The organism is Streptomyces sp. NBC_01477, from assembly GCF_036227245.1.
GTDB lineage: Bacteria > Actinomycetota > Actinomycetes > Streptomycetales > Streptomycetaceae > Actinacidiphila.
Genome location: NZ_CP109445.1, coordinates 3,378,014 through 3,403,067, shown reverse-complemented (window position 1 = coordinate 3,403,067; position 25,054 = coordinate 3,378,014). Strand labels below are relative to the sequence as shown.

21 protein-coding genes are annotated in these 25,054 nt (G+C 72.6%); 12 read left to right on the top strand and 9 right to left on the bottom strand.

Annotation, left to right across the window (positions count from 1 at the left end; all coding sequences use genetic code 11):
* The first annotated feature begins 116 nt into the window (after positions 1 to 116).
* A complete protein-coding gene (gene trpS, locus OHA86_RS13815; protein ID WP_329175404.1) occupies positions 117 to 1,130 on the top strand; it encodes a tryptophan--tRNA ligase in 1,014 nt (337 codons plus the stop codon).
* A 125-nt stretch (positions 1,131 to 1,255) separates the two neighbouring features.
* Positions 1,256 to 1,837, top strand: coding sequence for a 2'-5' RNA ligase family protein (locus tag OHA86_RS13810; protein ID WP_329175403.1), 582 nt, complete (start codon positions 1,256 to 1,258; stop codon positions 1,835 to 1,837).
* Positions 1,838 to 1,903: 66 nt separating this feature from the next.
* Here the strand turns inward: OHA86_RS13810 and OHA86_RS13805 are convergent, their stop codons facing one another.
* Both OHA86_RS13805 and OHA86_RS13800 read right to left on the bottom strand, forming a co-directional pair.
* A complete protein-coding gene (locus OHA86_RS13805) occupies positions 1,904 to 2,659 on the bottom strand; it encodes a decaprenylphospho-beta-D-erythro-pentofuranosid-2-ulose 2-reductase (RefSeq protein WP_329175402.1) in 756 nt (251 codons plus the stop codon).
* A 28-nt stretch (positions 2,660 to 2,687) separates the two neighbouring features.
* On the bottom strand, positions 2,688 to 4,055 hold the full coding sequence (locus OHA86_RS13800; RefSeq protein WP_329175400.1) for an FAD-binding oxidoreductase: 1,368 nt from the start codon (positions 4,053 to 4,055) through the stop codon (positions 2,688 to 2,690).
* A gap of 275 nt (positions 4,056 to 4,330) precedes the next feature.
* On the opposite strand from OHA86_RS13800, the gene OHA86_RS13795 reads away from it, so the two are divergent.
* From OHA86_RS13795 to OHA86_RS13780, 4 genes are read left to right on the top strand one after another with little or no spacing between them, the layout of a single operon-like run.
* Positions 4,331 to 5,218, top strand: coding sequence for a phosphatase PAP2 family protein (locus tag OHA86_RS13795; RefSeq protein ID WP_329175399.1), 888 nt, complete (start codon positions 4,331 to 4,333; stop codon positions 5,216 to 5,218).
* A gap of 13 nt (positions 5,219 to 5,231) precedes the next feature.
* Positions 5,232 to 6,182, top strand: coding sequence for a decaprenyl-phosphate phosphoribosyltransferase (locus OHA86_RS13790; protein WP_329182401.1), 951 nt, complete (start codon positions 5,232 to 5,234; stop codon positions 6,180 to 6,182).
* Positions 6,179 to 6,709, top strand: a complete 531-nt coding sequence (locus tag OHA86_RS13785) for a GtrA family protein (RefSeq protein WP_329175397.1) — start codon at positions 6,179 to 6,181, stop codon at positions 6,707 to 6,709. The genes OHA86_RS13790 and OHA86_RS13785 overlap by 4 nt, the downstream gene beginning before the upstream one ends.
* The gene (locus tag OHA86_RS13780; protein ID WP_329175395.1) at positions 6,697 to 7,671 is read left to right on the top strand and encodes a YihY/virulence factor BrkB family protein; all 975 of its coding nucleotides are present in this window, start codon (positions 6,697 to 6,699) and stop codon (positions 7,669 to 7,671) included. Before OHA86_RS13785 ends, OHA86_RS13780 begins: the two co-directional genes overlap by 13 nt.
* Here the strand turns inward: OHA86_RS13780 and OHA86_RS13775 are convergent.
* Positions 7,668 to 9,026 carry a D-alanyl-D-alanine carboxypeptidase family protein gene (locus OHA86_RS13775; RefSeq protein WP_329175393.1) on the bottom strand — a complete coding sequence of 453 codons (1,359 nt, stop codon included), beginning with the start codon at positions 9,024 to 9,026 and terminating at the stop codon, positions 7,668 to 7,670. The genes OHA86_RS13780 and OHA86_RS13775 overlap by 4 nt on opposite strands.
* Positions 9,027 to 9,162: 136 nt before the next feature.
* Between OHA86_RS13775 and OHA86_RS13770 the strand changes: the two genes are divergently transcribed.
* The gene (locus tag OHA86_RS13770) at positions 9,163 to 9,462 is read left to right on the top strand and encodes an SCO4848 family membrane protein (RefSeq protein ID WP_329175392.1); all 300 of its coding nucleotides are present in this window, start codon (positions 9,163 to 9,165) and stop codon (positions 9,460 to 9,462) included.
* A gap of 329 nt (positions 9,463 to 9,791) precedes the next feature.
* Here the strand turns inward: OHA86_RS13770 and OHA86_RS13765 are convergent, their stop codons facing one another.
* The gene (locus OHA86_RS13765; RefSeq protein ID WP_329175391.1) at positions 9,792 to 11,999 is read right to left on the bottom strand and encodes an MMPL family transporter; all 2,208 of its coding nucleotides are present in this window, start codon (positions 11,997 to 11,999) and stop codon (positions 9,792 to 9,794) included.
* Positions 12,000 to 12,182: 183 nt separating this feature from the next.
* On the opposite strand from OHA86_RS13765, the gene OHA86_RS13760 reads away from it, so the two are divergent.
* Positions 12,183 to 12,923, top strand: coding sequence for a response regulator transcription factor (locus OHA86_RS13760; protein ID WP_329175390.1), 741 nt, complete (start codon positions 12,183 to 12,185; stop codon positions 12,921 to 12,923).
* A gap of 4 nt (positions 12,924 to 12,927) precedes the next feature.
* Positions 12,928 to 14,499 carry a sensor histidine kinase gene (locus OHA86_RS13755; protein ID WP_329175388.1) on the top strand — a complete coding sequence of 524 codons (1,572 nt, stop codon included), beginning with the start codon at positions 12,928 to 12,930 and terminating at the stop codon, positions 14,497 to 14,499.
* A gap of 327 nt (positions 14,500 to 14,826) precedes the next feature.
* Here the strand turns inward: OHA86_RS13755 and OHA86_RS13750 are convergent, their stop codons facing one another.
* The gene (locus tag OHA86_RS13750) at positions 14,827 to 16,386 is read right to left on the bottom strand and encodes an FAD-dependent monooxygenase (protein WP_329175386.1); all 1,560 of its coding nucleotides are present in this window, start codon (positions 16,384 to 16,386) and stop codon (positions 14,827 to 14,829) included.
* 55 nt (positions 16,387 to 16,441) lie between these two features.
* Entirely contained in the window at positions 16,442 to 17,173 is a 732-nt protein-coding gene (locus tag OHA86_RS13745; RefSeq protein WP_329175384.1) for a TetR/AcrR family transcriptional regulator, read from the bottom strand.
* A 141-nt stretch (positions 17,174 to 17,314) separates the two neighbouring features.
* Between OHA86_RS13745 and OHA86_RS13740 the strand changes: the two genes are divergently transcribed.
* Entirely contained in the window at positions 17,315 to 17,707 is a 393-nt protein-coding gene (locus OHA86_RS13740) for a hypothetical protein (RefSeq protein WP_329175382.1), read from the top strand.
* The gene (locus OHA86_RS13735; RefSeq protein WP_329175380.1) at positions 17,707 to 20,163 is read left to right on the top strand and encodes a DUF4132 domain-containing protein; all 2,457 of its coding nucleotides are present in this window, start codon (positions 17,707 to 17,709) and stop codon (positions 20,161 to 20,163) included. The genes OHA86_RS13740 and OHA86_RS13735 overlap by 1 nt, the downstream gene beginning before the upstream one ends.
* 7 nt (positions 20,164 to 20,170) lie before the next feature.
* On the opposite strand, the gene OHA86_RS13730 is transcribed toward OHA86_RS13735, so the two are convergent.
* On the bottom strand, positions 20,171 to 21,616 hold the full coding sequence (locus tag OHA86_RS13730) for an MFS transporter (protein ID WP_329175378.1): 1,446 nt from the start codon (positions 21,614 to 21,616) through the stop codon (positions 20,171 to 20,173).
* Between the two features lie 123 nt (positions 21,617 to 21,739).
* Here OHA86_RS13730 and OHA86_RS13725 point away from each other — a divergent pair, with 123 nt between their 5' ends.
* Entirely contained in the window at positions 21,740 to 22,429 is a 690-nt protein-coding gene (locus tag OHA86_RS13725; protein WP_329175376.1) for a TetR/AcrR family transcriptional regulator, read from the top strand.
* Between the two features lie 81 nt (positions 22,430 to 22,510).
* Here the strand turns inward: OHA86_RS13725 and OHA86_RS13720 are convergent, their stop codons facing one another.
* On the bottom strand, positions 22,511 to 23,293 hold the full coding sequence (locus OHA86_RS13720) for a succinate dehydrogenase iron-sulfur subunit (protein WP_329175375.1): 783 nt from the start codon (positions 23,291 to 23,293) through the stop codon (positions 22,511 to 22,513).
* Positions 23,293 to 25,050, bottom strand: a complete 1,758-nt coding sequence (gene sdhA / locus OHA86_RS13715) for a succinate dehydrogenase flavoprotein subunit (protein WP_329175374.1) — start codon at positions 25,048 to 25,050, stop codon at positions 23,293 to 23,295. Before sdhA ends, OHA86_RS13720 begins: the two co-directional genes overlap by 1 nt.
* Positions 25,051 to 25,054: the final 4 nt, after the last annotated feature.

Genomic DNA, 25,054 nt, shown 5'->3' with positions numbered 1-25,054 from the left:
ATCGTCGCTCACCGGCGATGGCATGAAACCTTCCGGTGAAAACGCCGTCGCGTCGCAGATCCGCCGGTGCCGCTCAGGGGTGTGGGACCGCGCGCCGACCTGAGAGAATGGTGAACATGGCCTCAGATCGTCCCCGCGCCCTCTCGGGCATCCAGCCCACCGCCGGTTCCTTCCACCTGGGGAATTACCTCGGTGCGGTCCGGCAGTACGTGGCGCTCCAGGAGTCGCACGACGCGTTCTACATGGTCGTGGACCTGCACGCGATCACCGTCCCGCAGGACCCGGCGGAACTGCGCGCGAACACCCGGCTCGCCGCCGCCCAGCTGCTGGCGGCCGGGCTCGACCCGGAGCGCTGCACGCTCTTCATCCAGAGCCATGTGCCCGAGCACGCCCAGCTCGGCTGGGTCATGAACTGCATCACCGGATTCGGCGAGGCCTCCCGGATGACGCAGTTCAAGGACAAGTCCGCCAAGCAGGGCGCCGACCGCGCCACGGTGGGCCTGTTCACGTACCCGATCCTCCAGGTCGCCGACATCCTGCTCTACCAGGCGGACGCCGTCCCGGTCGGCGAGGACCAGCGCCAGCACATCGAGCTGACCCGCGACCTGGCCGAGCGCTTCAACAGCCGCTACGGGCCGACCTTCACCGTCCCGGCGCCGCACATTGTGCGGGAGGTCGCCAAGATCTACGACCTCCAGGACCCGACCGCGAAGATGAGCAAATCCGCGGCCTCCGCCAAGGGCCTGGTCAATCTGCTGGACGACCCGAAGGTCTCGGCGAAGAAATTCCGCAGCGCGGTCACCGACACCGACACGGTCATCCGGTACGACGAAACGGAAAAGCCGGGCGTCAGTAATCTGCTCACCATTCACTCCGCTCTCACCGGTACCGGAATTCCGGAACTGGAACAGCAGTACGAGGGCAAGGGCTACGGTGCGCTCAAGACCGACCTCGCGGACATCTTCGTGGAGTGGGTCACACCGTTCCACGAACGTACGAGGGAGTATCTGGGAGACCCGGAAACCCTGGACTCCCTGCTGGCCAAGGGCGCGGAGAAGGCGAGGGCCGTCGCGGCGGAAACCCTGGCGTCGGCATACGACCGCATGGGCCTGGTGCCGGCCAAGCACTGAGCCACCGGGGACGTACGGCACGCGGAACGGGGTAACGGGGTAACGGGGTACGGCACCACGCACGAGCGTGTGCCGGCGGCGAGGGCCTGCCGACGGCACTGACCTGGGGGAAAGGGGTGAACGCCATGGAGACCACCACAACGATCGGCGTGTCCATCGCGGTCCCGGAGCCGTACGGACGGCTGCTCCAGGAGCGCCGTGCGGGCTTCGGCGACCCGGCCGCGTACGGCATCCCCACCCATGTGACGCTGCTGCCGCCCACCGAGGTCGGCTGCACCGAGCTGCCGCCGCTGCGCCGCCACCTGGCCCAGGTCGCGGCGGAGGGGCGCTCCTTCCCGATGCGGCTGCGCGGCACCGACACCTTCCGGCCGCTGTCCCCGGTCGTCTACGTGCGCCTGGCCGAGGGCGCCGGGGGCTGCGCCGAACTGCAGGAGAAGGTCAGGTCGGGCCCGGTCGCCCGCGAGCTGCAATTCCCGTATCACCCGCACGTCACGGTCGCCCACGGTATCGCCGAGGCCGCCATGGACCGCGCCCAGCGCGAACTGGCCGACTTCACAGCCGACTGGACCGCCACCGGTTTCGCCCTCTACGAGCAGGGCGGCGACGGGGTGTGGCGCAAGATGCGTGAATACCCTTTCGGCAAGGAGCCCCCCGCCGTCCCCCACCAGCACCCCACCCCGGCGCCCCGTGAGACGACCCTGCACTGAGGGCCCGGCCGGCGACCTCCGCTTTTTGCCGGGTCGCGTTCGGCAGCCGTCGGGACGGGTCCCGCGTCAGGTGGGGAGGCGGCGGAAAACGGGGCGGGGGAGGTGGCGGAGGGCGGACATCAGGAGGCGGAGGGTGCCCGGGACCCAGATCGTGCCGCTTCTGCGGCGAAGGCCCAGCTCGATGGCGGTCGCCACCGCGTCGGGTGTGGTCGCGAGGGGGGCCTCGGGGCGGCCCGCCGTCATGCGGGTGCGGACGAAGCCGGGCCTGACCGTCATCACATGCACCCCCGAGCCGTGCATGGCGTCGGCCAGGCCCTGGCAGAAGGCGTCCAGGCCCGCTTTGCTGCTGCCGTAGATGAAGTTGGCCCGGCGGGCCCGCTCGCCGGCGACCGAGGACAGCACCACCAGTGAGCCGTGGCCCTGCGCCTGGAGGGCCGCCGCACAGACCAGGGACGCGGAGACCGCCCCGGTGTAGTTGACCTGGGCGACGTGCACGGCGGCCAGCGGATCCTGCTCGTCGCGGGCCTGGTCGCCGAGCACCCCGAAGGCCAGCAGCACCATGTCGATGTCGCCCTCGGCGAAGGCCTTGCCGAGCACATCCTCGTGCGAACCGGGGTCGAGCGCGTCGAAGGGCACGGTGCGGACCAGCGCGCCCAGCGTCCGCAGCGACTCGGCAGCGGATTCCAGCGCCGCGGACGGCCGCCCCGCCAGGAAGACCGTGCGGGTGCGGCGGGCGATCAGCCGGCGGGCGGTCGCCAGGCCGATCTCGGAGGTGCCGCCGAGGATCAGCAGGGACTGCGGCGCGCCGAAGGCGTCCTTCATGGGCTCTCCTCGGGGATGGGGGCCGGGCTCATACGCCCAGCCTGCGGGCGAGGTCGGAGGTGATGGCGCCGCGCGGGTCGTAGCGGGTGCGCAGCTCGCGGAAGTCGTCCAGCCGCGGATACATCCGGGCCAGCACGTCGGGGCGCAGCCGCGCGTCCTTGGCCAGATAGACCCGGCCGCCCGCGGCGGCGACCTCGTCGTCCAGCTCGTCGAGGAAGGCGGCCAGGCCCGGCAGCGCGGCCGGGATGTCCAGGGCGAGGGTCCAGCCGGGCATCGGGAAGGACAGCCAGCCCGGATCGCCGTCGCCGAAGCGCTTGAGCACCGCCAGGAAGGACGGGCAGCGGCGCGAGCCGATCCGCCGGACGATCCGGCGCAGCGCTTCTTCCTCGCCGCGGCCGACGACGAACTGGTACTGCACGAAGCCGCCGCGGCCGTAGATCCGGTTCCACTCGGGCAGGCCGTCCAGCGGGTGGAAGAAGGACGAGAGCTTCTGCAGCCTGCCGCGCTGCTCGCGCGGGGCCTTGCGGTACCAGAACTCGTTGAACAGGCCCACGCTGCGCCGCCCGAGCAGGCCCTCGGGCAGGTGGCGCGGGGGCGCGGGCAGCCGCCCGGGGCGGAAGGCCAGCGGCTCCTCGCGCAGCCGGGCGGGCAGCGCGTCGAGCGGGGCGTGGTCGCCGCGGGTCAGCACCGCCCTGCCGGTCCTGGCGCCGCGGGCGAGCAGGTCGATCCAGGCCACCGAATAGCGGTAGCGGTGGTCGTCGGCGGTGAGCCGGGCCATCAGGTCGTCCAGGTCGGCGGCCCGCTCGGTGTCCACCGTCATCAGCGAGGTCTGCACCGGCAGCAGTTCGATCGTGGCGGCCAGCACGATGCCGGTCAGGCCCATGCCGCCGGCCGTCGCCCAGAACAGCTCCGGCTCGTCCTCCGGGGTGACCAGCCGGGTCTCGCCGTCGCCGGTGAGCAGTTCGACGGCGCGGACGTGGCGGGAGAAGGAGCCCGAGACATGGTGGTTCTTGCCGTGGATGTCGGCGCCGATCGCCCCGCCGACGGTGACATAGCGGGTGCCGGGGGTGACCGGTACGAACCAGCCGAGCGGCAGCAGCACTTCCATCAGCCGGTGCAGCGAGACCCCCGCGTCGCACACCACCAGCCCGTTGATCGCGTCGATCTCGTGGATCCGGTCCAGGCCCGTCATGTCCAGCACCGCGCCGCCGGCATTCTGCGCCGCGTCCCCGTACGCCCTGCCGAGCCCGCGGGCGATCGTCCCGCGCCCGCCGCACTCGCGCACCGCCCGCACCGCGTCCTCGTACGACCCGGGGCGCAGCACCTGCGCGGAGCTGGGCGCGGTGCGGCCCCAGCCGGTGACGGAGGTGGCTTCGACGGCGAAGGGTACGGGCATATCGCCGACCGTATCGCCCGGAAGATACCAAAAGGGGGTTATGCCGCGTTTCTCACCGTAAAGGGTGAGTGTCGCTGCGTGAGCCGGCGGCCCGCACGGTAATCACTCGGGGCTGGACGCAGCGCGGTGCGGCGAGCCGCCCACCGGCCGCGGACAGTGCGCGCACGCCCCGCGTGCGCACCGCGGAAGGGCTCCGCGGCCGGCCCGCGGACATCCCGCGGGACGGGCCTCGCGGCCATCACCGCGGGACCACCACGCGGAGGGAGAAACCGCCGATGCGCAGAGCCGACTCCGCCGCACAGCGCGGCACCTCGATATCCCGGCCCCCGTCGACCGCGCCGGGCCACGCCGACCGCAGGCCTGTGCCGAGCGCCGAGGACCGCGCCGACCGCAGGCCTGTGCCAGGCGCTCCCGGTCACGCCGACCGCACCGTCCCCGGTCACGCCGACCGCACCGTCCCCGGTCACGCCGACCGCACCGTCCCCGGTCACGCCGACCGCACCGTCCCCGGTCACGCCGACCGCCGGCTCCCGTCGGCGCCGGGCAGTCGTGCCGGCCGCCCACTGCCGGCCGCCGCAGGTCACCTCGACCGCCGCCTCCTCGCCGCCCTGCGCGACTGCGGCGGCAACCCGCACATCGCGGGCGCGGTGCGCGTACTCGGGCAGGCGGGTGAGCACGGCGCCGTATGGGTGGCCGCCGGCGCCGCGGGCGCCCTCGCGGACCGCGAACGCCGCCAGGCGTGGCTGCGCGCCACCGCCGTCGTCGGCGCGGCCCATCTGACGAGCATGGGCGTCAAGCGGCTGGTACGCCGCCCCCGCCCGCGTATCCCGGGCGCCGCCCCGCTGGTGCGCACCGCGGGCCGGCACAGCTTCCCCAGCTCGCACGCCGCCTCCTCGGCCGCCGCCGTGATCGCCTTCGGCGCCCTGCTACCGGGGCGGGCGGCCGTGCCCGTGCTCGCCGCCGCCATATGCGTCTCCCGCCTCGTGGCCGGCGTCCATTACCCCAGCGACGTCGCCTGCGGCGCACTGCTGGGAGCCGCGGCGGCCCGGCTGGGCCGCGGCTGGGCGCTGGGCGCGCTCCCGGGCGGGGGCGCCGGATTCGGCCGGTTCGCCGTCCCCGAAAGGGGCGTCGCGCTCGCCATGGGCGGTGGTCCCCGTGGGTGAACCGTCGGCGATCATGGTCGAGGAGACCACGGGCGCGGCAGGTGTCGCCGGGATCGGGGTACGCGCCAGGCCCGCGCGCGGGCTCGGCGCCGGCCTGGTGCGGACCGCCAGGCCGCGGCAATGGGTCAAGAACGGCCTGGTGCTCGCCGCGCCCTTCGCCGCCGGGCGGCTGCTGTCGCTGCGCGACTCCGTACAGCTCGGCGTCGTCCTGGTGCTGTTCACCGCGTGCGCGTCGGCCGTCTATCTGATCAACGACGCCCGGGACGCCGACGCCGACCGGGCCCACCCGGTCAAGCGGCTGCGGCCCGTGGCCTGCGGGCAGGTGCCGGTCGGCGCCGCCTATACCGCGGGCGGCTTGCTCGCGGTGGCCGCGCCCGCCACCGCCGCGGTGATGTGCAACGCCGACACCGCGGGCCTGCTGGCCGGCTACGTGGTCATGCAGCTGGCCTACTGCGTCTGGCTCAAGCACATGCTGGTCGTCGACCTGGCGATCGTCACCACCGGCTTCCTGATGCGCGCGATGGCCGGCGGACTCGCCCTGGGCATCGGACTGTCCCGCTGGTTCCTGATCACCTCCGGCTTCTGCGCGCTGTTCATGGTCGCCGCCAAGCGCTACTCCGAGCTGGTGCTGATGTCCGCCGAGGGCGGCGACGTCGGCGCCTCGCGCGCCCTGCTCGGCGAGTACACCTCGGGCTATCTGCGCTTCGTCTGGCAGCTCGCGGCGGGCGTCGGCGTGCTCGCGTACTGCCTGTGGGCGATGGAGACCGGCGGTGCGGCCTCCGGCTGGCTGCCGTGGCGTCAACTGTCGATGATCCCGTTCATCCTCTCGGTGCTGCGCTACGCCGTCTTCGCCGACGCCGGCTCGGCCGGCGCCCCCGAGGACGTACTGCTGCGCGACCGCGCCCTCGTGGTGATCGGCCTGGCCTGGGGCGCGCTCTATGTGCTCGCCGCGGTCAACAGATGAGCGCACGCACCGAGTCGCCCCGCCGCACGCGCGGCCCCGCCGGGACCCGTACCGCCCGGCTGCGCGCCCTGCTGCCCGAGATCGCCGGCTTCGCACTGGCCGGGGGCGCCGCCTATGCCGCCGACCTCGGGCTGTTCGTCTGGCTGCGCGGCCACGCCGCATTCGGGCCGCTCACCGCCAAGTCGCTGTCCTTCCTGGCCGGGTGCACGGTCGCCTACCTCGGCAATGCGCTGGGCACCTACCGCCGCCGCGCCCCGGCCGCGGGGCGGGCCCGGCGCTACGGCGTCTTCTTCGCCGTCAACGCCGCAGGCGCCGCCGTCCAGCTGCTGTGCCTGGCCTGCTCGCACTATGCGCTGGGCTTCACCAGTCCGCGCGCCGACGTCGTCTCGGGTGCGGGCGTCGGTATGGTGCTGGCCACCGCCCTGCGCTTCTGGGGCACCCGCACCCTGGTCTTCCGTACCGCCACCCGGCGGACCCGTGGCGTGCGACGGGTGGACGAGGGTAACCGACCTCCATGGACTGGCTGACCCGGATCCCGTGGATCGGTCCACGGCTCGGGCCGTGGTACGACAGACGCCTCAAGCCGCTGGTGGACCGCGGATTGCGGACGCACGCCTGGCGGGCGTTCGCGCATCTGGAAGAGGTGCACTGGACGCGGCTGGCCGCCGCGATGACCTTCACCAGCTTCCTGTCCCTCTTCCCGCTGATCACCGTCGCCGCGGCACTGGGCGCGGCGCTGCTGTCGCAGAGCCAGCTCGACAAGCTGGAGCACAAGGTCACCGAGCAGATTCCCGGGATCGCCGACCAGATCGACATCAACGGCCTGGTCTCCAACGCCGGCACCGTCGGCCTGATCGCGTCGGCCGTGCTGCTCTTCACCGGCATCGGCTGGGTCAGCTCGCTGCGGGACTGCCTGCGGGCGGTGTGGCTCAAGGACAAGAACGACCAGAACGTGGTGATGAGCAAACTCACCGACGCCGGGATCCTCTTCGGCCTCGGTATCGCCGTGCTCGTCTCGCTGGGCGCGTCCGGCTTCGCCACCGCCGCGGTCAACTGGACCGCCAACCACATCGGCCTGTCGCAGAACAGCGCCGGGCGGGTCCTGCTGATAATCGTCGGCTACGTGATCGCGGTCATCGCCGACTTCCTGATCCTGGTCTATCTGCTCACCCTGATGCCGGGCGTCGACCCGCCGCGCCAGTCCGTGGTCGTGGCCGCGCTGATCGGCGCGGTCGGCCTGGAGGTCCTCAAGGTCGCGCTGGCCGGCTACCTCCAGCGGGTGGCGGGACGCAACATCTACGGCGCCTTCGGCACGCCCGTCGCCCTGCTGCTCTGGTTCAACTTCATGGCCAAGCTGCTGCTCTACTGCGCCGCCTGGACCGTCACCCCGCGGCACGCCCCCGACCCGCTGCCGCCGCAGGAGCCCACGGCCAAGGTCGACCTGGAGAAGGGCGGCGCGCACCGCTGGATGCCCCGGAGCGCGGCCTAACGCCGGCGCTTGCGGCGGCGGTGGCCGCCGGGCTCCGCGGGGGTCTCCTCGGACGCCTCGCCGGGCTCCGCCGGAGCCCTCTCGGACGCTTCCCCGTCCGCCCCGCCGGCCGGCAGCGGGCGCCTGCGGCGGATGACGGTGACGACGACCGCCAGCACCAGCGCCGTACCCAGGGTGACGCCGGCGGCCGTCCACAGGCCGTGCGAGGAGGACGCGGACGCGCTCGCGGACGCGTCGATCCGCTTGCCGCCGGTGCCGCTCGGCTGGGGCGCCGCCGAGGCCGACGCCTTTACCTGGCTGAGCGGCGGCACCAGGGTGCCGACCGGCTTCGCGGTGGCGGCGGCCTTGAAGCCCCAGTCCAGCAGCGCGCCGGCCTCCCGGTAGACCTGGTTGTGCTTGGGCTCCGGATTCATCACGGTGACCAGCAGGGTGCGGCCGTCGCGCTGCGCGACACCGGTGTACGTGGCGCCGGCGTTGGTCGTGTTGCCGTTCTTCACCCCGGCGATGCCCGGGTAGCGCGCCAGGTCGTAGTCGCCGCTGAGCAGGCGGTCGGTGTTCTGGATCTGGAAGGACCCGCGGACCTTCGTCGGCTTGCCGTTCTTGTCCTTCTTGTAGTCGCCGGGGAATTGCGCGACGACGGTGGAGCAGTAGGCGCGGAAGTCCGGGTTCTGCAGGCCCTGGCGGGCGAAGAGCGTGAGGTCGTAGGCGCTGCTGTGCTGGTTCGGCTCGTCGTAGCCGTCGGGCGTGACGACATTGGTGTCGCCCGCCTGCAGCTCCTTGGCCATCGCGTTCATGTCGGCGACCGTCTTGGGCACGCCGCCGTTCATCGCGGCGAGGACATGGACCGCGTCATTGCCCGAGCGCAGGAAGACGCCGAGCCACAGATCCTTGACGGAGTAGCCCTGGTTCTCCTGTATTCCGACCAGGCTGCTGCCCTCGCCCATGCCCTTGAGGTCGGTGGCCGCGACGACATGCTGCTCGGTCTTGGGGAATTTGGGCAGCACGGCGTCGGCGAAGAGCATCTTCAGCGTGCTGGCGGGGGCGAGCTGCCAGTGCGCGTTGTGCGCGGCGAGGATGTCGCCGGTCTCGGCGTCCGCCACGACCCAGGACCGGGCCGTCACCTTGGCGGGCAGCGGGGGCGCACCGCCCGACAGGTCCACCTGGGTGCCCGGCACCCCCAGCCGGTCGCCGCCGACCGTCGACATCCGCGCGGGCGGCTGCGGCACCTTGGGCCCGCGTCCCGGCGCGGCCCCCGCCGTGCCGGCGAATACGGTGCCCCCCAGCAGCGCGGCGGTCGCAGCGACGGCCAGGACGCGGCGGCGCAGTGTGCGGCGGGCAGATGCGGTCTGAGGCATAAGCACCCGCAAGAACGTACAGGGCTCAGCTGTCACTCCGGCCGCCAGGGTCAACACGGCGCGCGGGCGGAGATGCCGCCGGGGTCACCCCGCCCCGGCCGCGGGGCACCCTCCGGGGCCGCCCATACTGGGACGTATGAAGCTCACTCGCCCGGTGTCCTGGTTCCTCGCCGCCTTCGGGGTGTGGTCGTGGATCGTCTGGGTCACCTTTGTGAAGAATCTGTGGAAGGACACCAGCGGTCTGGCCTTCCACGACGGCGACCACTCGTCGCCGACCGCGTACTTCTGGATCCACCTCACCCTGGCCGTGGTCTCCACGGTCTTCGGCACGGTGATCGGCGCCATCGGCGTCCGGGGCCTGCGCGCCCTGCGGCGCGACCAGCCGCCCGCGGTCACCGAGCCGCAGCGGCAGGACCGGACGCCCGCCGGAAAGTGAGGCCGTCCCCGCACGGGACGTCGAGGTCCAGCCTGACGCAGAGCAGCCGCGCCGACCGCGTCCGGTAGGGGGCGAGCACGCTGGATGTGCCGCCCAGGGGTCCTCGCCGAGCCGGAACGCGAAGCCGCCGCTGTCGTACATCCAGATGCCGGCCCCGTCCGGCGCTGGGCGGCGACGCCCGACCCGGGGCCAGGCGCGCCGCGGGGGAGCGGGCGCGGAAAAGGAACCGGCCCGGCTCGGAATGCTCCGAGTCGGGCCGGTTCTGCGGGGAGGGCGGCGGGGGTCCGCCTCCCCTGGTACGGGGAGGTCACCCCGGATGAAGCGGGTGGTCAGTCCGCGGACGAGGCCAGTGCCATGTCCGACGCCTGGTTGCCGCTGGGCGTCGGCTCGTCCTCGGCCGGCTCCACCGCCATGTGCGGCAGCCGCTTGTCCAGCCAGGCCGGCAGCCACCAGTTCGCCTTGCCGAACATGTGCATGAGCGACGGCACCAGGACCGTCCGCAGGATGAACGCGTCCAGCGCGACCGCCCCCGCGAGCCCGATGCCGAACATGCCCAGCACCCGTACTCCACTGAGCGCGAAGGCGCCGAAGACGCAGATCATGATCACCGCGGCCGAGTTGATCACCCGGCTGGTCTCGGCCAGGCCGACCCGTACCGCGCGGGCGCTGTCCTTGGTGTGGACCCACTCCTCGTGCATCCGGCTGACCAGGAAGACCTGGTAGTCCATCGACAGGCCGAACAGCAGCGCCAGCATGATCACCGGCAGGAAGGCGTCGATCGGCCCCTGCCGGGTCGCCCCCAGCAGGCTGCCGCCCCACGCCCACTGGAAGGTCGCCACCAGCACGCCGAAGGACGCGCCCGCCGCCACCATGTTCATCACCGCCGCCGTCAGCGGGACGACCAGGCTGCGGAAGGCGAGCAGCAGCAGCACGAAGCCCAGCGCGATGATCACCCCGATGAAGATCGGCATCTTGCTGCCCAGCACCGAGGCGAAGTCCTTGAAGGTCGCGGTCGGTCCGCCGACGTAGGCCTTCATCGTGTTGCCCCGCTCGGCGGCCGGCACCACCTCGTCCCGCAGATGGTTGATCAGCGTGGTGGTGTCCTTGTCCTGCGGGGACGTTGTCGGCACCGCGCGGACCAGCGCCACCGTGCTGTCCGGCTGCATCGGCATCGCGGCGGCGTAGGCGATGCCCTTGGTGTGGCCCAGCGTGGTGACCAGGCCGTCGAGCGCCGCCTTGTCGCGGGCGCCGCCCGGGACCTCGGCCAGGATGGTCAGCGGCCCGTTGAAACCGGGCCCGAAGCCGTCCGCGAGCATGTCGTACGCCTTGCGCGTGGTGCTGGACTTCTGGTCGTTGCCCTGGTCGGACGAGCCGAGCCGCAGCGACAGGGTCGGGATCGCCAGCACCGCCATGACCACGACGGCGACCGCGGCCAGCGCCCGCGGGTGCCGCTGGACGAAGGTCGACCAGCGCATCGCGGCACCGACCGCGTCCCCGGTCCGCGGACCGCTCGCGGCGAACTTGCGCCGCTGGCGGCGGCTGAGCACCCGCATCCCGAAGACCCCGAGCAGCGCGGGCAGCAGCGTGATCGCGGCCAGCACCGACACCACCACGGTCATCGCGGCCGCGATCGCCACCCCGTAGAGCAGGCTCAGGCCGACCGTGAACATGCCCAGCAGCGCGATGCAGACCGTGCCGCCGGCGAAGAGCACCGCACGGCCCGAGGTGTTCACCGCCGTGACCGCGGACTCCTCCGGCGACTTGCCGCTCAGGATGCCCTTGCGGTGCCTGGTCACGATGAACAGCGCGTAGTCGATGCCCACCCCGAGGCCGACCAGCATCGCCAGCTGCCCCGCGAAGTCCGGCACGTTCATGGTGTGGGTGAGCAGGGTGATCATCGACGACGAGATGCCGATGGCGAACAGCGCGGTCACGATCGGCGTCAGCATGCCGAACAGCGAGCCGAACGCCAGGAAGAGCACCACCGCGGCCGCGCCGATGCCGACGAATTCACTCAGCCCGGCCGGCGGCTCCTCGACCGAGGCGATGATGTTGCCGCCCAGCTCCACCTGGAGCCCGTCGGTGTGCGCGTCGTGCGCGGTGTCGACCAGGTCGTGCACCTGCGACTTGTCCAGGCTGGAGCCGAGCACGGTGTACGTCACCGTCGCGTACGCCGTCCGGCCGTCCTTGCTGATCTGCGCGGCCCCCGCCTTGTCGTACGGGCTGCCGACCTGGCCGACGTCCTTCTGATGCCGGATCTTGTCCAGCATCGGGGCGATCCGCTGCTGCACCGAGGCGTCCCGCACCGAACCGGAGTCCACGTGCCACACCACGGTGTCGGACTCGCCGGACTGGCTGTGCACCGCCTTGTCCAGCAGGTCGATGACCTTGCTGGACTCGGTGTTGGGGAGCGAGAACACATTCGAGTAGGTGTCGCCCGCGATCCTGCCCGCCGTGCCCGCGCCGAGCAGCGCCGCCACCCACAGCAGAATCACCAGCCATTTGTGCCGGAAGCACCATCGCGCCAGAGCGGCCACGATCTATCCCCCACCTTCGTCGTTGTCACACGTGTCCGACACGTGATCTTGTCGGATGATCTCCACTCGCCCCCCTCCAGACTCAGTGGTCCTCCCGACCCGGACCAAGCCGAAACGACTTCTCTCAAGGAACTCCAAAGTTCGCGCCCGCAGGCGCCCTTCCGGGTGCGGATACTTGACCGTATGGAGACAGCTGTCGGCACGGCTCCGAGGGTGCTCGTCGTCGAGGACGAGCCCGCCATCGCGGACATTCTGCGGATCACGCTCAGCTACAACGGCTTCACGGTGCACTGCGCCGCGACCAGACGGGAGGCGCTGGCGGCGGTCCGCGCCCACCGGCCCGACCTCGTGCTGCTCGACGTGATGCTGCCCGACGGCAACGGCTGGGAGGTCTGCCGCGCCCTGCGCGCCGAACACGCCGCCGAGCGGGCCGCGGAGACCGGCGCCGACGACCTCGCCATCATCTTCGTCACCGCCCGCGACGCCCCGCGCGACGTGGTCGCCGGGCTCGGGCTCGGCGGCGACGACTACATCACCAAGCCCTTCGGCGTGGACGAGGTCGTCGCCCGGGTGCACGCGGTGCTGCGCCGCACCCGGCGCGGCACCGGCGTCACCGACCGGGTGCTGCGGCACGGCGACCTGGAGATGGACGAGGCCACCTACTCCGTACGCAGGGCCGGCCAGCCCGTCGAACTGACCCCCACCGAGTACAACCTGCTGCGGCACCTGCTGCGGCACGCCGGCCGGATCATCTCCAAGGAGCAGCTGCTCCAGCACGTGTGGCAGTACGAGACGGTGGTGCCCTCGACGGTGGTCGAGACCTACATCTCCTATCTGCGGCGCAAACTCGACCGCTTCGGACCGCCGTTGATCGAGACCAGGCGCGGCATCGGCTACGGGCTGCGGGCTGTGGAACAGGCGTGACACCGTGACCCGACGACGCCTGCTGCCCCGCCCCAGGACCCTGCGCGCCCGGCTGACCCTCGCCAACGTGGCCTTCGTCGCGCTCGGGCTGCTGGCGACCGCCGCCTTCAGCGTGATGGCGACCTACATGGTGCTGGGCAGCGAGATCGACAACACCCTGCGCGACTCGCAGCGCTCGGTGAGCAGCGCACCGGTGACCGCGGACGGGCTCCAGCAGCTGTGCACTCTGGCCGGCATCCTTCAGGACGGCAAGGACGGCGGGCTGTCCTTCGCCAAGGCCTTCAAGCAGGACCTCTTCGTCGTGCTCGACTCCGACGGCAGCAATTCGTCGGTGTGCGAGAACAGCGGCGGCGCCAACAGCCGGATCCGCAAGGACCTGACCGACGCCCTGTCCGACCCGGCCGCGCTCGCCCGCAGCGGCAAGGCCGTCAACGTCCGCGCCGACGGCACCGACTACCGGGTGATCGTCACCCGGCTCACCGACGGCAGCATGGTCGTCCAGGGCATGCGCTACAGCGGGCTCGAACACGCCATCCACAAGCTGCTGATCTGGGAGTCGGCCGCCGGGCTCGCCCTGCTCGGGCTGCTCGCCGTGGGCTCGCTGACCGCCGCCAGGCGGCGGCTCAGCCCGCTGGAGACCATGGTCGAGACCGCCTCCGCCATCGCCGAGGGCGACCTGTCGCGGCGGATCGCCACCGCACGCCACGGATCGAGCGAGGTCAGACAGCTCAGCACCGCCCTCAACGCGATGCTCCAGCAGATCGAGACCGCCCTCACCGAGAGCGAACGCGCCACCGCCCAGCTGCGGCACTTCATCGCCGACGCCTCCCACGAGCTGCGCACCCCGCTGGCCTCCGTCCAGGGCTACCTCCAGCTCTACGAGAAGGGCATGCTCGACGCCGACGACAAGGAGCGCGCGCTGCACCGGGTCTCCGCCGAGGCCACCCGGATGAGCCGGCTGGTGGACGAACTCCTCGCGCTCGCCCGGCTGGAGGAACGCCCCGCGCTGGACTTCCAGCCGGTCGACGTCTGCGCCCTGGTACGGGACGCCGCCGCCGACCTCGCCGCGCAGCAGCCCGGCCGCCCGCAGAGCCTGCTGCTGCCGTCCGACGACCGCACCGCGTACGCGCTCGGCGACGAGGCCGGGCTGCGGCAGGTCATCGGCAATCTGCTCAGCAACGTCCGGGTCCACACCCCGCCGGACGGCCTGCTGGTCATCGAGGTCGAGGGCGACGAGTCCGCGGTACGGCTGCGGATCGCCGACTCCGGCCCCGGGCTCGACCCGCGGGACGCCGCCCGCGCCTTCGACCGGTTCTTCCGCGCCGACCCCGAGCGCGCCCCCGACACCGGCGGCGCGGGCCTGGGCATGGCCATAGTGCAGGCCGTCGTCCAGGCCCACCACGGCACCGTCGTCCTGGACACCGCACCCGGCCAGGGCCTCACCGTGCACATCACGCTGCCCGCGGCCGGCTCGCCCTCGCCCCTTCCCGCGACCGGACCCGAGCCCGCGTCCACTCCCACGGCGGCACCGGTACGCGAGCCGGCCGCGTCCGGGGCGGGACTTGCGCTGGAGTGAGCTCCACCTCGCAGCGTCCCGCACACGCAGACGCCTCCGCGACGCCCTCCGCCCCCGGCTCCGACGACGGCCACACCCGTAACCTGGCCGCGCTGAGCCTGCTCACCGGCACCGAACCACCCCACCGTGCTCGCCCCGGTGGCCGAGATCGCCCCCTGGCCCACCCCGCCCGGGCCGCCCCGCCCGGGCCGCCCTTCCCCGGGCCACCCCGCCTGGTCCACCCCGCTCGGCCCTCCTCGGTTCGCCCGCCCTCGCCCGGTCCACCTCCGCTCACCCACCCTGCTCGGGCCGCCCCGCTTCACCTGCCCTCGCCCGGGCCTCCTCCGCTCACCCCACCCCGAACCACCGTTCCCCCGCCGCTCGCAGCTCCCCGAGGTCGGGCGGGGGCGGGGTCGGGGCGGAGGTGGCCCAGGCGATGTACGAGTCGGGCCGGAGCAGCGCCGCCGTGAAACCGGGGTCCGCCGACCGCCGGGGACGGGCCGTCACCACGTCCACCCGGGCGGTCCAGTCCGCCACCGACTTCGCCGCCGTCGCCCCCTTGGTGAGGTCGAGCAGCAACGGGCGCCCGCCCCGGGTCAGTTCCGCGAGCCGCACCGGGCCGGTCGCGGTGGACAGCTCCAGGTCCTGGACGTGCCGCCCGACCAGCGGGTGGTCTGCGGCACCGCCCATGTCGTAGCGCAGATCGGACCCCGCTATCAGGTCGGCGACCCGGCGGATCGCCGCCTGGTCCCGCAGCAGCTCGCCGAACAGCTCCCGCAGCGCGTCCACATCGCTGCCCGGCCCCAGCATCGCGGCCTGCGCCTGGGCGTAGGTCAGCGTGCGGCGTGCGGCGGCGGTGCGCTCGGCCGCGTAACTGTCGAGCAGCCCCTCGGGCGCCGTGCCCGTGAGCTGTGCCGCCAGCTTCCAGCCGAGGTTGATCGCGTCCTGGAGGCCGGCGTTCAGCCCCGGCCCGCCGCCCGAGGCGTAGACGTGGGCCGCGTCGCCGATCAGGAAGACCCGCCCGTCGCGGAACCGGTCGGCCACCCGTGTGTTGCCGCCCGTCAGCCGCCGCAGCACGAACGGCCCAGGCCCTTCCGGAGCCGCCACCGGCACCTCCGCCCCGAGCACCCTGCGTATGCTCGCCGCCATCTCGGCCAGGCTCATCGGCTCGTCGCCCTCGGCCGGCTCCCACTCGGTGGTGGCCACCAGTGGCGGCCGGCCGGGCAGCGGCGCCCAGCTGAACGCCCCCCGCTCCGTGCGCCGCGGCAGAAACGGCGCCACCGTCCCGAACCCCGGCACCCGCAGACCCCGCGCGTCCGCCCAGCCCTCGGGCACGGCCACATGCGCGTGCCGCGCGACCGACCGGTCGTAGGTGATGCCGGTGAAGCCGATCCCGGAGAGCTTGCGCGTGACGCTGTGCGCCCCGTCGGCGCCGACGGCATAGCGGGCCCGCAGCCGGTACGGCCCCGCCGGGCCGGATATCTCCAGCTCGACCCGGTCCTCCCGCTGCACCACACCGGTCACCTCGTGCCCGGCGCGTATCTGCGCACCCATGTCGAGCGCGCGCGCCGTCAGCACCTGCACGATCCGCTGCTGCGGGACCGGCAGTGTGTAGACCGGGCCGGCCGGCAGCCCGCTCAGGTCCAGGGGCAGCCCGGCGAACATGAAATAGCTGGTGTCGGGCTGCGGCGGCCCGGCGCTGCCGCTGAGGCTTTCGTACAGTCCGCGCCGGTCGAGCGCCTGGACGACCTGCCCGACCAGACCGTTCGCCCGGGGCTCCCCGCTCGGTTCCGGCAGGCGTTCCAGCACGACCGGGCGCACGCCCAGCAGACCCAGTTCGGCAGCCAGCATGAGTCCGGTCGGACCCGCGCCGACAACCACGACATCGACATCCGTGTCGACAGCCATCAGGACGTACTCCTCTCCACTGTTGCGATCCGATCCACTGTCGGAATCCCGGCGGTCAGTGCTCGGCGGGCGCAGGCTCGGGTGGGGACCCGGACCCGGACCCGGACGCCGGGGCCGGCGAAGGCGCGGGCAGGCCCGCCGTCACCTGTTCGAGCGCCTCGGCTATCAGCGGCCCGAGCGGGACCGGGGGATCGGCGCGCAGCCAGTGCGACAGGGCCGTGCCGACCGCGGCCCCGACCGAGGCGGCGACCAGCTTCGGGTAGAGGTCGGTCTCCGGGTCCGTCCCGGTGCGCGCGCCGATCGCCCCGGCCAGCACCGCTTGCGCGGCCCGGTCCGCCCGCAGCACCTCACCCTGCACGGCGGGTTCCGACAGCACCCGCCAGATCGCCTCGGTGTGCTGCCGCCCGGGAGCCGCGGCGCCCGCCCCGCCGCCGCCCGCCGGGGTGAACTCGGCCTGCACCGAGGCGCTTATCGACTCCCACAGCGGCTCCTGCGCCGGCCGTTCGTCCAGCGCCCGCGCTACCCGCAGCATCCGGTCCAGGTGGGTGGCGGCCACCGCTTCCGCCTTGCCGGAGAAGTAGTTGCGGAAGGTGCGCTCCGAGACATTCACCGCCGCCGCGATGTCCTCGATGCGCACGCCGTCCCAGCCGCGCTCGACGCTCAGCGCGATCGTGGCCTGGCTCAGCGCGGCCCGGGTCTGCCGCTTCTTGCGTTCGCGAAGCCCGTCCGTCGCGTCGGCGGCGTCTGTCGCCGCCGCCGCGTCCGCCGGGCCGTCCGTGGTTTCCATGCTTGCCAACGTAGCGGTTTTGCCGAGACGGAAAAAATGCCCTGTGGATAACTTTGCCGAACCGGTAAGATCATCGGGCCCGAAAGAAGGGGTGAGGGCCGTCAGGGGCCACTGTCAGTGGCCGGCTCTACGCTCGCAGTCATGGGGATGGTGACCTTCGTCGACGAGACGACATCGGGAGAGACCCGTGACTCCTGGGGACTGGAACTCGCGGAAGAACGGCTCAGCGCCCGCGAGCTGATCCGGCGCCGGGTGTTCCAGGAGGCGGCGGAGTTCAACGCGCGACAGCCCGAGGCCTTCCACGGCCTCGTCCGGCCGACCGACGCGGAGACAACGCTCAACGGCTACCGGTTGCGCACCCCGCGCCGCCTCGACCCCGAGCGGCAGTGCGCGCTGGCGCTCGACGCCTTCGGCCGCAACGGCTTCCTGCTGCTGGTCGCCGACCGCCAGGTCGAGCAGCTGGACGACGAGGTCGAGCTGCCGCCCGGCACCGAGGTCGTCTTCCTCAAGCTCGTCCCGCTGGTGGGTGGCTGATGGCCAGGCCGGGGGAGCAGGTGGTGGCGGTGCGCCGGCTGGCCGCCGCCGGGAATGTCGGGGGGCTGGCCGATCTGCTCGCCGACGCCTTCGCCCACCCGACGGCGCTGACGGAGTCGTCCGGGCTGGCCTTGCTCGCGCCTGTGGGGGAACTGACGCCGGACCAGCGGCGCCGGCTCGTGTCGCGGTGGGCCGACCGCTACCGGGCCACCGAGGCGGCCACCGCCGGGACCGGCGACCCCTGGTACGGCCTGCTGGTGCTGGTGTGCTGCGCCGGCCGGGATCTCGGCGCCGACCCGCTCGCCGACGAGCGGTCCCGGTGGCTCGCGGGCCTCGGCGACGTCGTGACCGTCTGGTACGACGGATGGCTCCACCGGCTGATCGAGGCGGAGACCGCCGCCGGGCGCGCCCTGACGCCCGCCGCCGTGGCCACCCTGCGCCGGACCGTGCTCGCCTCGTATCCGCCGTCGGACCTGGTCGCGATCGTGCGGAATCTCGGCGGGCCGCCGCTCAATCCCGGCGAGCAGTGGTCGGACGACGCGCTGGCGACCGCCGCACTGCTCGGTGAGCCGTGGCCGCAGCTGCTGCGGGTGGCCGCCACCGCGACGGCCGCCAAGCCGTCCGCCCGCTGGGAGAAGGACGCCCGTGCCGTGACCGACCGGCTCGGACCTGACGCCGTACGGGACAAGGCGCTGCACTGGCTGGCGCTCGCCGGGCGGCCGAGGACCGTACCGTTCGGTTCGCGCGAGTACGGTCCCGATCCCAACGCGCTGCTCGACCCCTACAACGCCAACGCGCTGCGCGGCCTGGCCTGGCTGCTGGCCATGCTGCCGCCGCACCCCGGCAGCGCGCGGGCGCTGGGCGCGCTGGTGGACATGGCGCTGCGCAAGGTCCCCGGCCACGGCCCGCGCAATCCCAAGCTCGCCAACGCCGGGGTGGGCGCGCTGGCCCGCTGCGAGGGCGACACGGCGCTCGGCGAGATCGCCCGGCTGGCCTCCCGGGTGACCTTCCGCGGCACCCGCAAGCAGATCGACGCGGCCTTGGAGGCGCGGGCCGCGGCCCTCGGGCTGAGCCGGGAGGAGGTCGAGGAGCTGGCGGTGCCCGCGTACGGTCTGACCGAGGTGGGCCTGCTGCGCCACGACCACGGCGAGCTGGCGGTATGGGCCGGAAAGGCCGTCCTGAGCTGGCGCAATGCGGCGGGCAAGGAGGTCAGGGGCATCCCCGCGGCCGTCAAGCGCGACCACCCGGAAGAGGTCGCCGCGCTCAAGGCCGCCGTGAAGGACATCGACCGGATGCTCACCGCCCAGGCCGAGCGTTTCGACCGGCAGTTCCTGGCCCGCAGGCAGTGGGCGTACGCCGCCTGGCGCGAGCGCTGCCTCGACCACCCGCTGGTCGGGACCCTCGCCCGCCGCCTGCTGTGGACGGTCGACGGCCGGCCCTGCGGTTACGCCGACGGGGAGCTGCGGACGCTCGCCGGCACACCCGTCGCCCCCGGAGCCGGGGCCACCGTCGAGCTGTGGCACCCGGTGGACCGCGGGCCCGCCGAGGTCGTCGGCTGGCGCGACTGGCTCGAACGGCACGGGATCACCCAGCCGTTCAAGCAGGCGCACCGCGAGGTCTACCTGCTGACCGACGCCGAGCGCGGCACCCGCACGTACTCCAACCGCTTCGCCGCGCACATCCTGCGCCAGCACCAGTTCCAGTCGCTGGCCGCCGCCCGCGGCTGGACCAGTGCGCTGCGGCTCGCCGTGGACGACGTCTATCCGCCGGCGGTGCGCGAGCTGCCGCAGTGGGGACTGCGGGCCGAGTTCCTGGTCGAGGGGGTGGGCGACGACACCACCGACTCGGGCAGTTATCTCCACCTGGCCACCGACCAGGTCCGTTTCCACCGGCTCGACGAGGCGGTCGCTGTGGCCCACGCGGGAGGCGGCGGCTACCGGCACCCGGCGGGCGGCGCGGCCCCCGAGGGCCTGCCGCTCAGTGAGGTCCCCGCGCTGGTCCTCAGCGAGATCCTGCGGGACGTCGACCTCTTCGTCGGCGTTGCCAGCGTCGGGAACGACCCCGCCTGGCAGGACGGCGGACCCCGGGGCCACTACCGCGACTACTGGCACTCCTACGGTTTCGGCGACCTCACCCAGACCGCGCAGGGACGCCGCGACCTGCTCAGCCGTCTCGTTCCCCGGCTGGCGATAGCCGACCGGTGCACGGTCGAGGGCCGCTTCCTGCGGGTGCGCGGCGACCTGCACACGTACAAGATCCACCTCGGGTCGGGCAACATCCTGATCGCGCCGCACGACCGGTACCTCTGCATCGTCCCGAAGTCCGCGCCCGGCTCCGCCTACGACGGCTATCTGCCCTTCGAGGGGGACCGCACCCTGACCCTCATCCTGAGCAAGGCGCTGCTGCTGTCCCGCGACAAGGAGATCACCGACCGTACGATCGTGAGCCAGCTGTGACGGGGCCTTACGCCGCCGGTGCCCCGGCCTCCTCCGCCGGCGCCCGGCGCGGCATGAGAGCGACGGCGGGGACGCAGGCGGCGGTCAGGGCCAGGACGACGACGAGGCTGATCGTCATGGCGTGGCCGAGGCCGCCGCCGGTGGTCCGGAAGAAGACCGAGGTCACGGCAGCCGAGCCGATGCCCGCCGCGAGCTGCTGGACCGCCGACAGCGACCCGCCGGCGCTGCCCGCCTCGTCGGGGTCGATGTCGCCCAGCGCGATGTCGAAGATCGTGCCGTAGCAGGCGCCCATGCCGAGGCCGATGACGAAGACGGGACCGGCCAGCGTCCACAGCCCCAGGTCGGTGCCCGACTGCGCGACCAGGGCGAGCACCCAGCCGCAGCCGGCCAGCACGATCCCGATCCCGGTGAAGATCAGGGTCCGGCCGAGGGTCTTGATCAGCGCCATGCAGGAGCCGGCGGCCACGATGATGCCGAGCGTCATCGGGAGCAGCGCGAGCGAGGCGCCGCGGGCGGAGGCGTGCAGGCCCTGCTGGATGAACAGGGACAGGACGTAGATCAGTCCGCTCGTGGCCGCGAAGACGACCAGGCCGACGAGCAGGCCGGAGGTGAAGCCGCGGTTGCGCAGCAGGCTCGGCTTGAGCAGCGGTTCCGCGGCGGTGCCCTGCCGCCGGGCGAAGGCGGCGAAGGCCAGCAGGCCGGCGGCGAGCGGGACGATCGCGGTGGCGTTCCAGCCGTCGGAGGAGCCCTGCAGCATGCCGAAGAGCAGGCCGAACATCGCCACGGCGAGCAGTGCTGAGCCCCACCCGTCCACGACGACCGCCCGGTCCCCGTCGTCGCGCGGCAGCAGCCGGCCGGCCAGCACCAGGCCGGCGGCGCCGAGCACCAGGTTGACCAGGAAGAGCGGCCGCCAGGACAGGCCGAAGAGGTCGGCGTCGATGATGAAGCCGGCCAGGACCGGGCCGCCGACGGTCGCGAGGCCGAGCAGCGGGCCGAAGAGCGAGAAGGCCTTGCCGAGCATGTCCCGGGAGAAGGTCCTGGTCATGATGGCCATGCCCTGCGGGATCAGCAGGGCGCCGAAGGCCCCCTGCGCCACCCGGGCGGCGATCAGCAGCGCCGGATCGGGCGCGAGGCCCGCTGCCGCGGAGGCGGCCGTGAAGCCGGCCATGCCGGTCAGGAACATCCGGCGGCGGCCGAATTTGTCGCCGAGCCGCCCGCCGACCACGAGCAGCACGCCCATGGCCAGCATGTAGGACGAGCCCAGCCATTTGATCAGGCTCTGCCCGCCGTGCAGGTCGGTGGCGATGGTGGGGGCGGCGATGTTGGTGACGGTCGAGTCGATCATGTCGAGGGCGTCAGCGAGGAGGACGAGGCCGAGAATCGCCCACATCAGCCGGGTGGAGGTGCTGGTGGCGGCAGGTCCGGCCGCGGGAGTGCTGGTCATCGTGGTCATGGGGAGCCCCTTTCCGGGTACATGCTCCGAGTCTAGACGAACATGTTCGTGACGACCACGTTCGCACCGAACATGTTCGTTCTAGGGCCGGTTCCGCCGAACGTGTTCGTTATGCTCGGTCCCATGACCCCCGGCAAGCCCGCCCCGATCAGCCGCCGCGACCGCCCCGCCAAGCCCGCGCTCAGCCGCGACGCGATCGTGCGGGCCGCACTGCGGATCCTGCGCGAGGAGGGCCTCGACCGGGTCACCATGCGGCGGCTCGCCCAGGAGCTGGACACCGGAGCGGCGTCGCTCTACGTCTACGTCGGCAACACCGCCGAGCTGCGCGCCCTGATGCTGGACGAGCTGCTCGCCGGCCTCGACCTCACCCCGGTCACCGCCCCCGGCGACTGGCGCGACCGCCTCATCGCCGTACTCAACTCCTACGGCGCCGCCCTCTTCGCCTACCCGGGCCTGGCGCGCTCGGCCCTGGTCACCCGCCCGTCCGGCCCCGGCTACCTCCGGCTGGTCGACGGAGTCCTGGCCCTGCTCGGCACGGAGGTCCCCGCCGACCGAGCCGCCTGGGCCGTCGACCTCCTGCTGCACTTCGCGACCTCGACGGCGGCGGAGCAGAGCACCCGCGAGGGGTCCGCGGAAGCGGCCGACGAGGACGACGCCCTGACCGCGGCGGTCCTCGCCGCCTCCCCCTCCACCCACCCGCACGTCGCGGCCCTCGGCCCCGAGCTCTTCACCGGCACCGGCGAGGCCCGTATGACCTGGGCTTTCCACGTCCTGATCAACGGCATCCTGCAAACCCCCCGCCCCGCCGCCTGACCGGCCCGCCGTCCGCGGGACGCGCACGGCCGAGGCCCGCCTCCCGGGGGTGGGGGGCGGGCCTCGGGTGTGGGCGAGGGGTCAGAAGCGGCGGGTGATGAGGGCTCGCTTGACCTCTTGGATCGCCTTCGTCACCTCGATGCCGCGCGGGCAGGCGTCCGTGCAGTTGAAGGTGGTGCGGCAGCGCCAGACGCCGTCCTTGTCGTTCAGGATCTCCAGGCGCTGCTCACCGCCCTCGTCGCGCGAGTCGAAGATGAAGCGGTGGGCGTTGACGATGGCCGCGGGGCCGAAATACTGGCCGTCGTTCCAGTAGACCGGGCAGGACGAGGTGCACGCGGCGCACAGGATGCACTTGGTCGTGTCGTCGAAGCGCGCGCGGTCCTCGGCGGACTGGAGGCGCTCGCGGGTCGGCTCGTTGCCGGATGTGATGAGGAAGGGCATCACATCGCGGTAGGCCTGGAAGAAGGGGTCCATGTCGACCACGAGGTCCTTGAGCACGGTGAGGCCCTTGATGGGCTCGACCGTGATCGGCTTCTCGGGGTTGATGTCCTTGATCAGGGTCTTGCAGGCGAGCCGGTTGCGGCCGTTGATGCGGACCGCGTCGGAACCGCAGACACCGTGGGCGCACGAGCGCCGGAAGGTCAGGGTGCCGTCGATCTCCCACTTGATCTTGTGGAGTGCGTCCAGGACGCGCTCCTTGGGGTCGATCGGCAGCTGGTAGTCGACCCACTCGGCGTCGGCCGAGACCTCGGGATTGAAGCGGCGCACCCGCAGGGTGACCGTGATCAGGTGGGCCGCGCCGACCTCGGCGGCGTCCAGGGCCGCCGAGTGCTTGTCCAGCGTCGGAGTGCTCGGGGTGCTCATCAGTACTTACGCTCCATCGGCTGGTAGCGGGTCTGCACGACCGGCTTGTAGTCCAGGCGGATCGACTCGGCGCCGCTCGCGTCGTCCACCTCGCGGTAGGCCATCGTGTGCCGCATGAAGTTGACGTCGTCGCGGTTCGGATAGTCCTCGCGGTAGTGGCCGCCGCGGGATTCCTTGCGGGCCAGCGCGGAGACGGCCATCACCTCGGCGAGGTCGAGCAGGTTGCCCAGCTCGACGGCTTCCAGCAGGTCGGTGTTGAACCGCTTGCCCTTGTCCTGGATGGACACGTTGAGGTAGCGCTCGCGCAGCTCGCCGATCTTCTCGACGGCGGTCTTGATGGTCTGCTCGGTGCGGAAGACCATCACGTTGGCGTCCATGCACTCCTGCAGCTCGCGCCGGATGTCGGAGACCCGCTCGCTGCCGGTGGCCGAGCGCAGCCGCTCGACCTGGGCCACGACCAGCGAGGCCGGGTCCTCGGGCAGCGGCACGAAGTCGTTGGCGTGGGCGTACTCGGCGGCGGCGATGCCGGAACGGCGGCCGAAGACGTTGATGTCGAGCAGCGAGTTGGTGCCGAGGCGGTTCGCACCGTGCACGGACACGCAGGCGACCTCGCCGGCCGCGTACAGGCCGGGCACGACGGTGGTGTTGTCGCGCAGCACCTCGCCCTGGACGTTGGTGGGGATGCCGCCCATGGCGTAGTGCGCGGTGGGCTGGATCGGGATCGGGTCGGTGTACGGCTCGATACCCAGGTACGTGCGGGCGAACTCGGTGATGTCGGGCAGCTTCGCGTCCAGCTGCTCCGGGGGCAGGTGCGTCAGGTCGAGGTAGACGTGGTCGCCCTCGGGACCGCAGCCGCGGCCCTCGCGGATCTCGGTGTAGATCGCCCGGGAGACGACGTCACGCGAGGCCAGGTCCTTCATGACGGGCGCGTACTTCTCCATGAAGCGCTCGCCGTCCTTGTTGCGGAGGATGCCGCCCTCACCGCGGGCGCCCTCCGTCAGCAGGATGCCCATCCGCCAGATGCCCGTCGGGTGGAACTGGAAGAACTCCATGTCCTCGAGCGGCAGCCCGCGCCGGTAGACGGCGGCCTGGCCGTCGCCGGTCAGGGTGTGCGCGTTGGAGGTCACCTTGAAGAACTTGCCGGTGCCGCCGGAGGCGTAGATCACGGCCTTCGCCTGGAAGACATGGATCTCGCCGGTGGCCAGCTCGTACGCCACCACGCCCGCGGAGCGCTGCACGCCGTCGACCTCGGTCAGCAGCTGGTCCAGGACGTAGAACTCGTTGAAGAACTCCACGCCCTCCTTGACGCAGTTCTGATAGAGCGTCTGGAGGATCATGTGACCGGTGCGGTCGGCGGCGTAGCACGCCCTGCGGACCGCGGCCTCGCCGTGGTTGCGGGTGTGGCCGCCGAACCGGCGCTGGTCGATCCGGCCCTCGGGCGTCCGGTTGAAGGGCAGGCCCATCTTCTCCAGGTCGAGGACCGCGTCGATGGCCTCCTTCGCCAGGATCTCGGCGGCGTCCTGGTCGACCAGGTAGTCGCCGCCCTTGATCGTGTCGAAGGTGTGCCACTCCCAGTTGTCCTCCTCGACGTTCGCCAGGGCCGCGGCCATGCCGCCCTGGGCGGCGCCGGTGTGGGAGCGCGTCGGGTAGAGCTTGGTCAGGACGGCGGTGCGGCTGCGCTTGGTGGCCTCGATGGCGGCGCGCATACCGGCGCCGCCCGCGCCGACGATGACGGTGTCGTACTTGTGGATCTGCATGGGG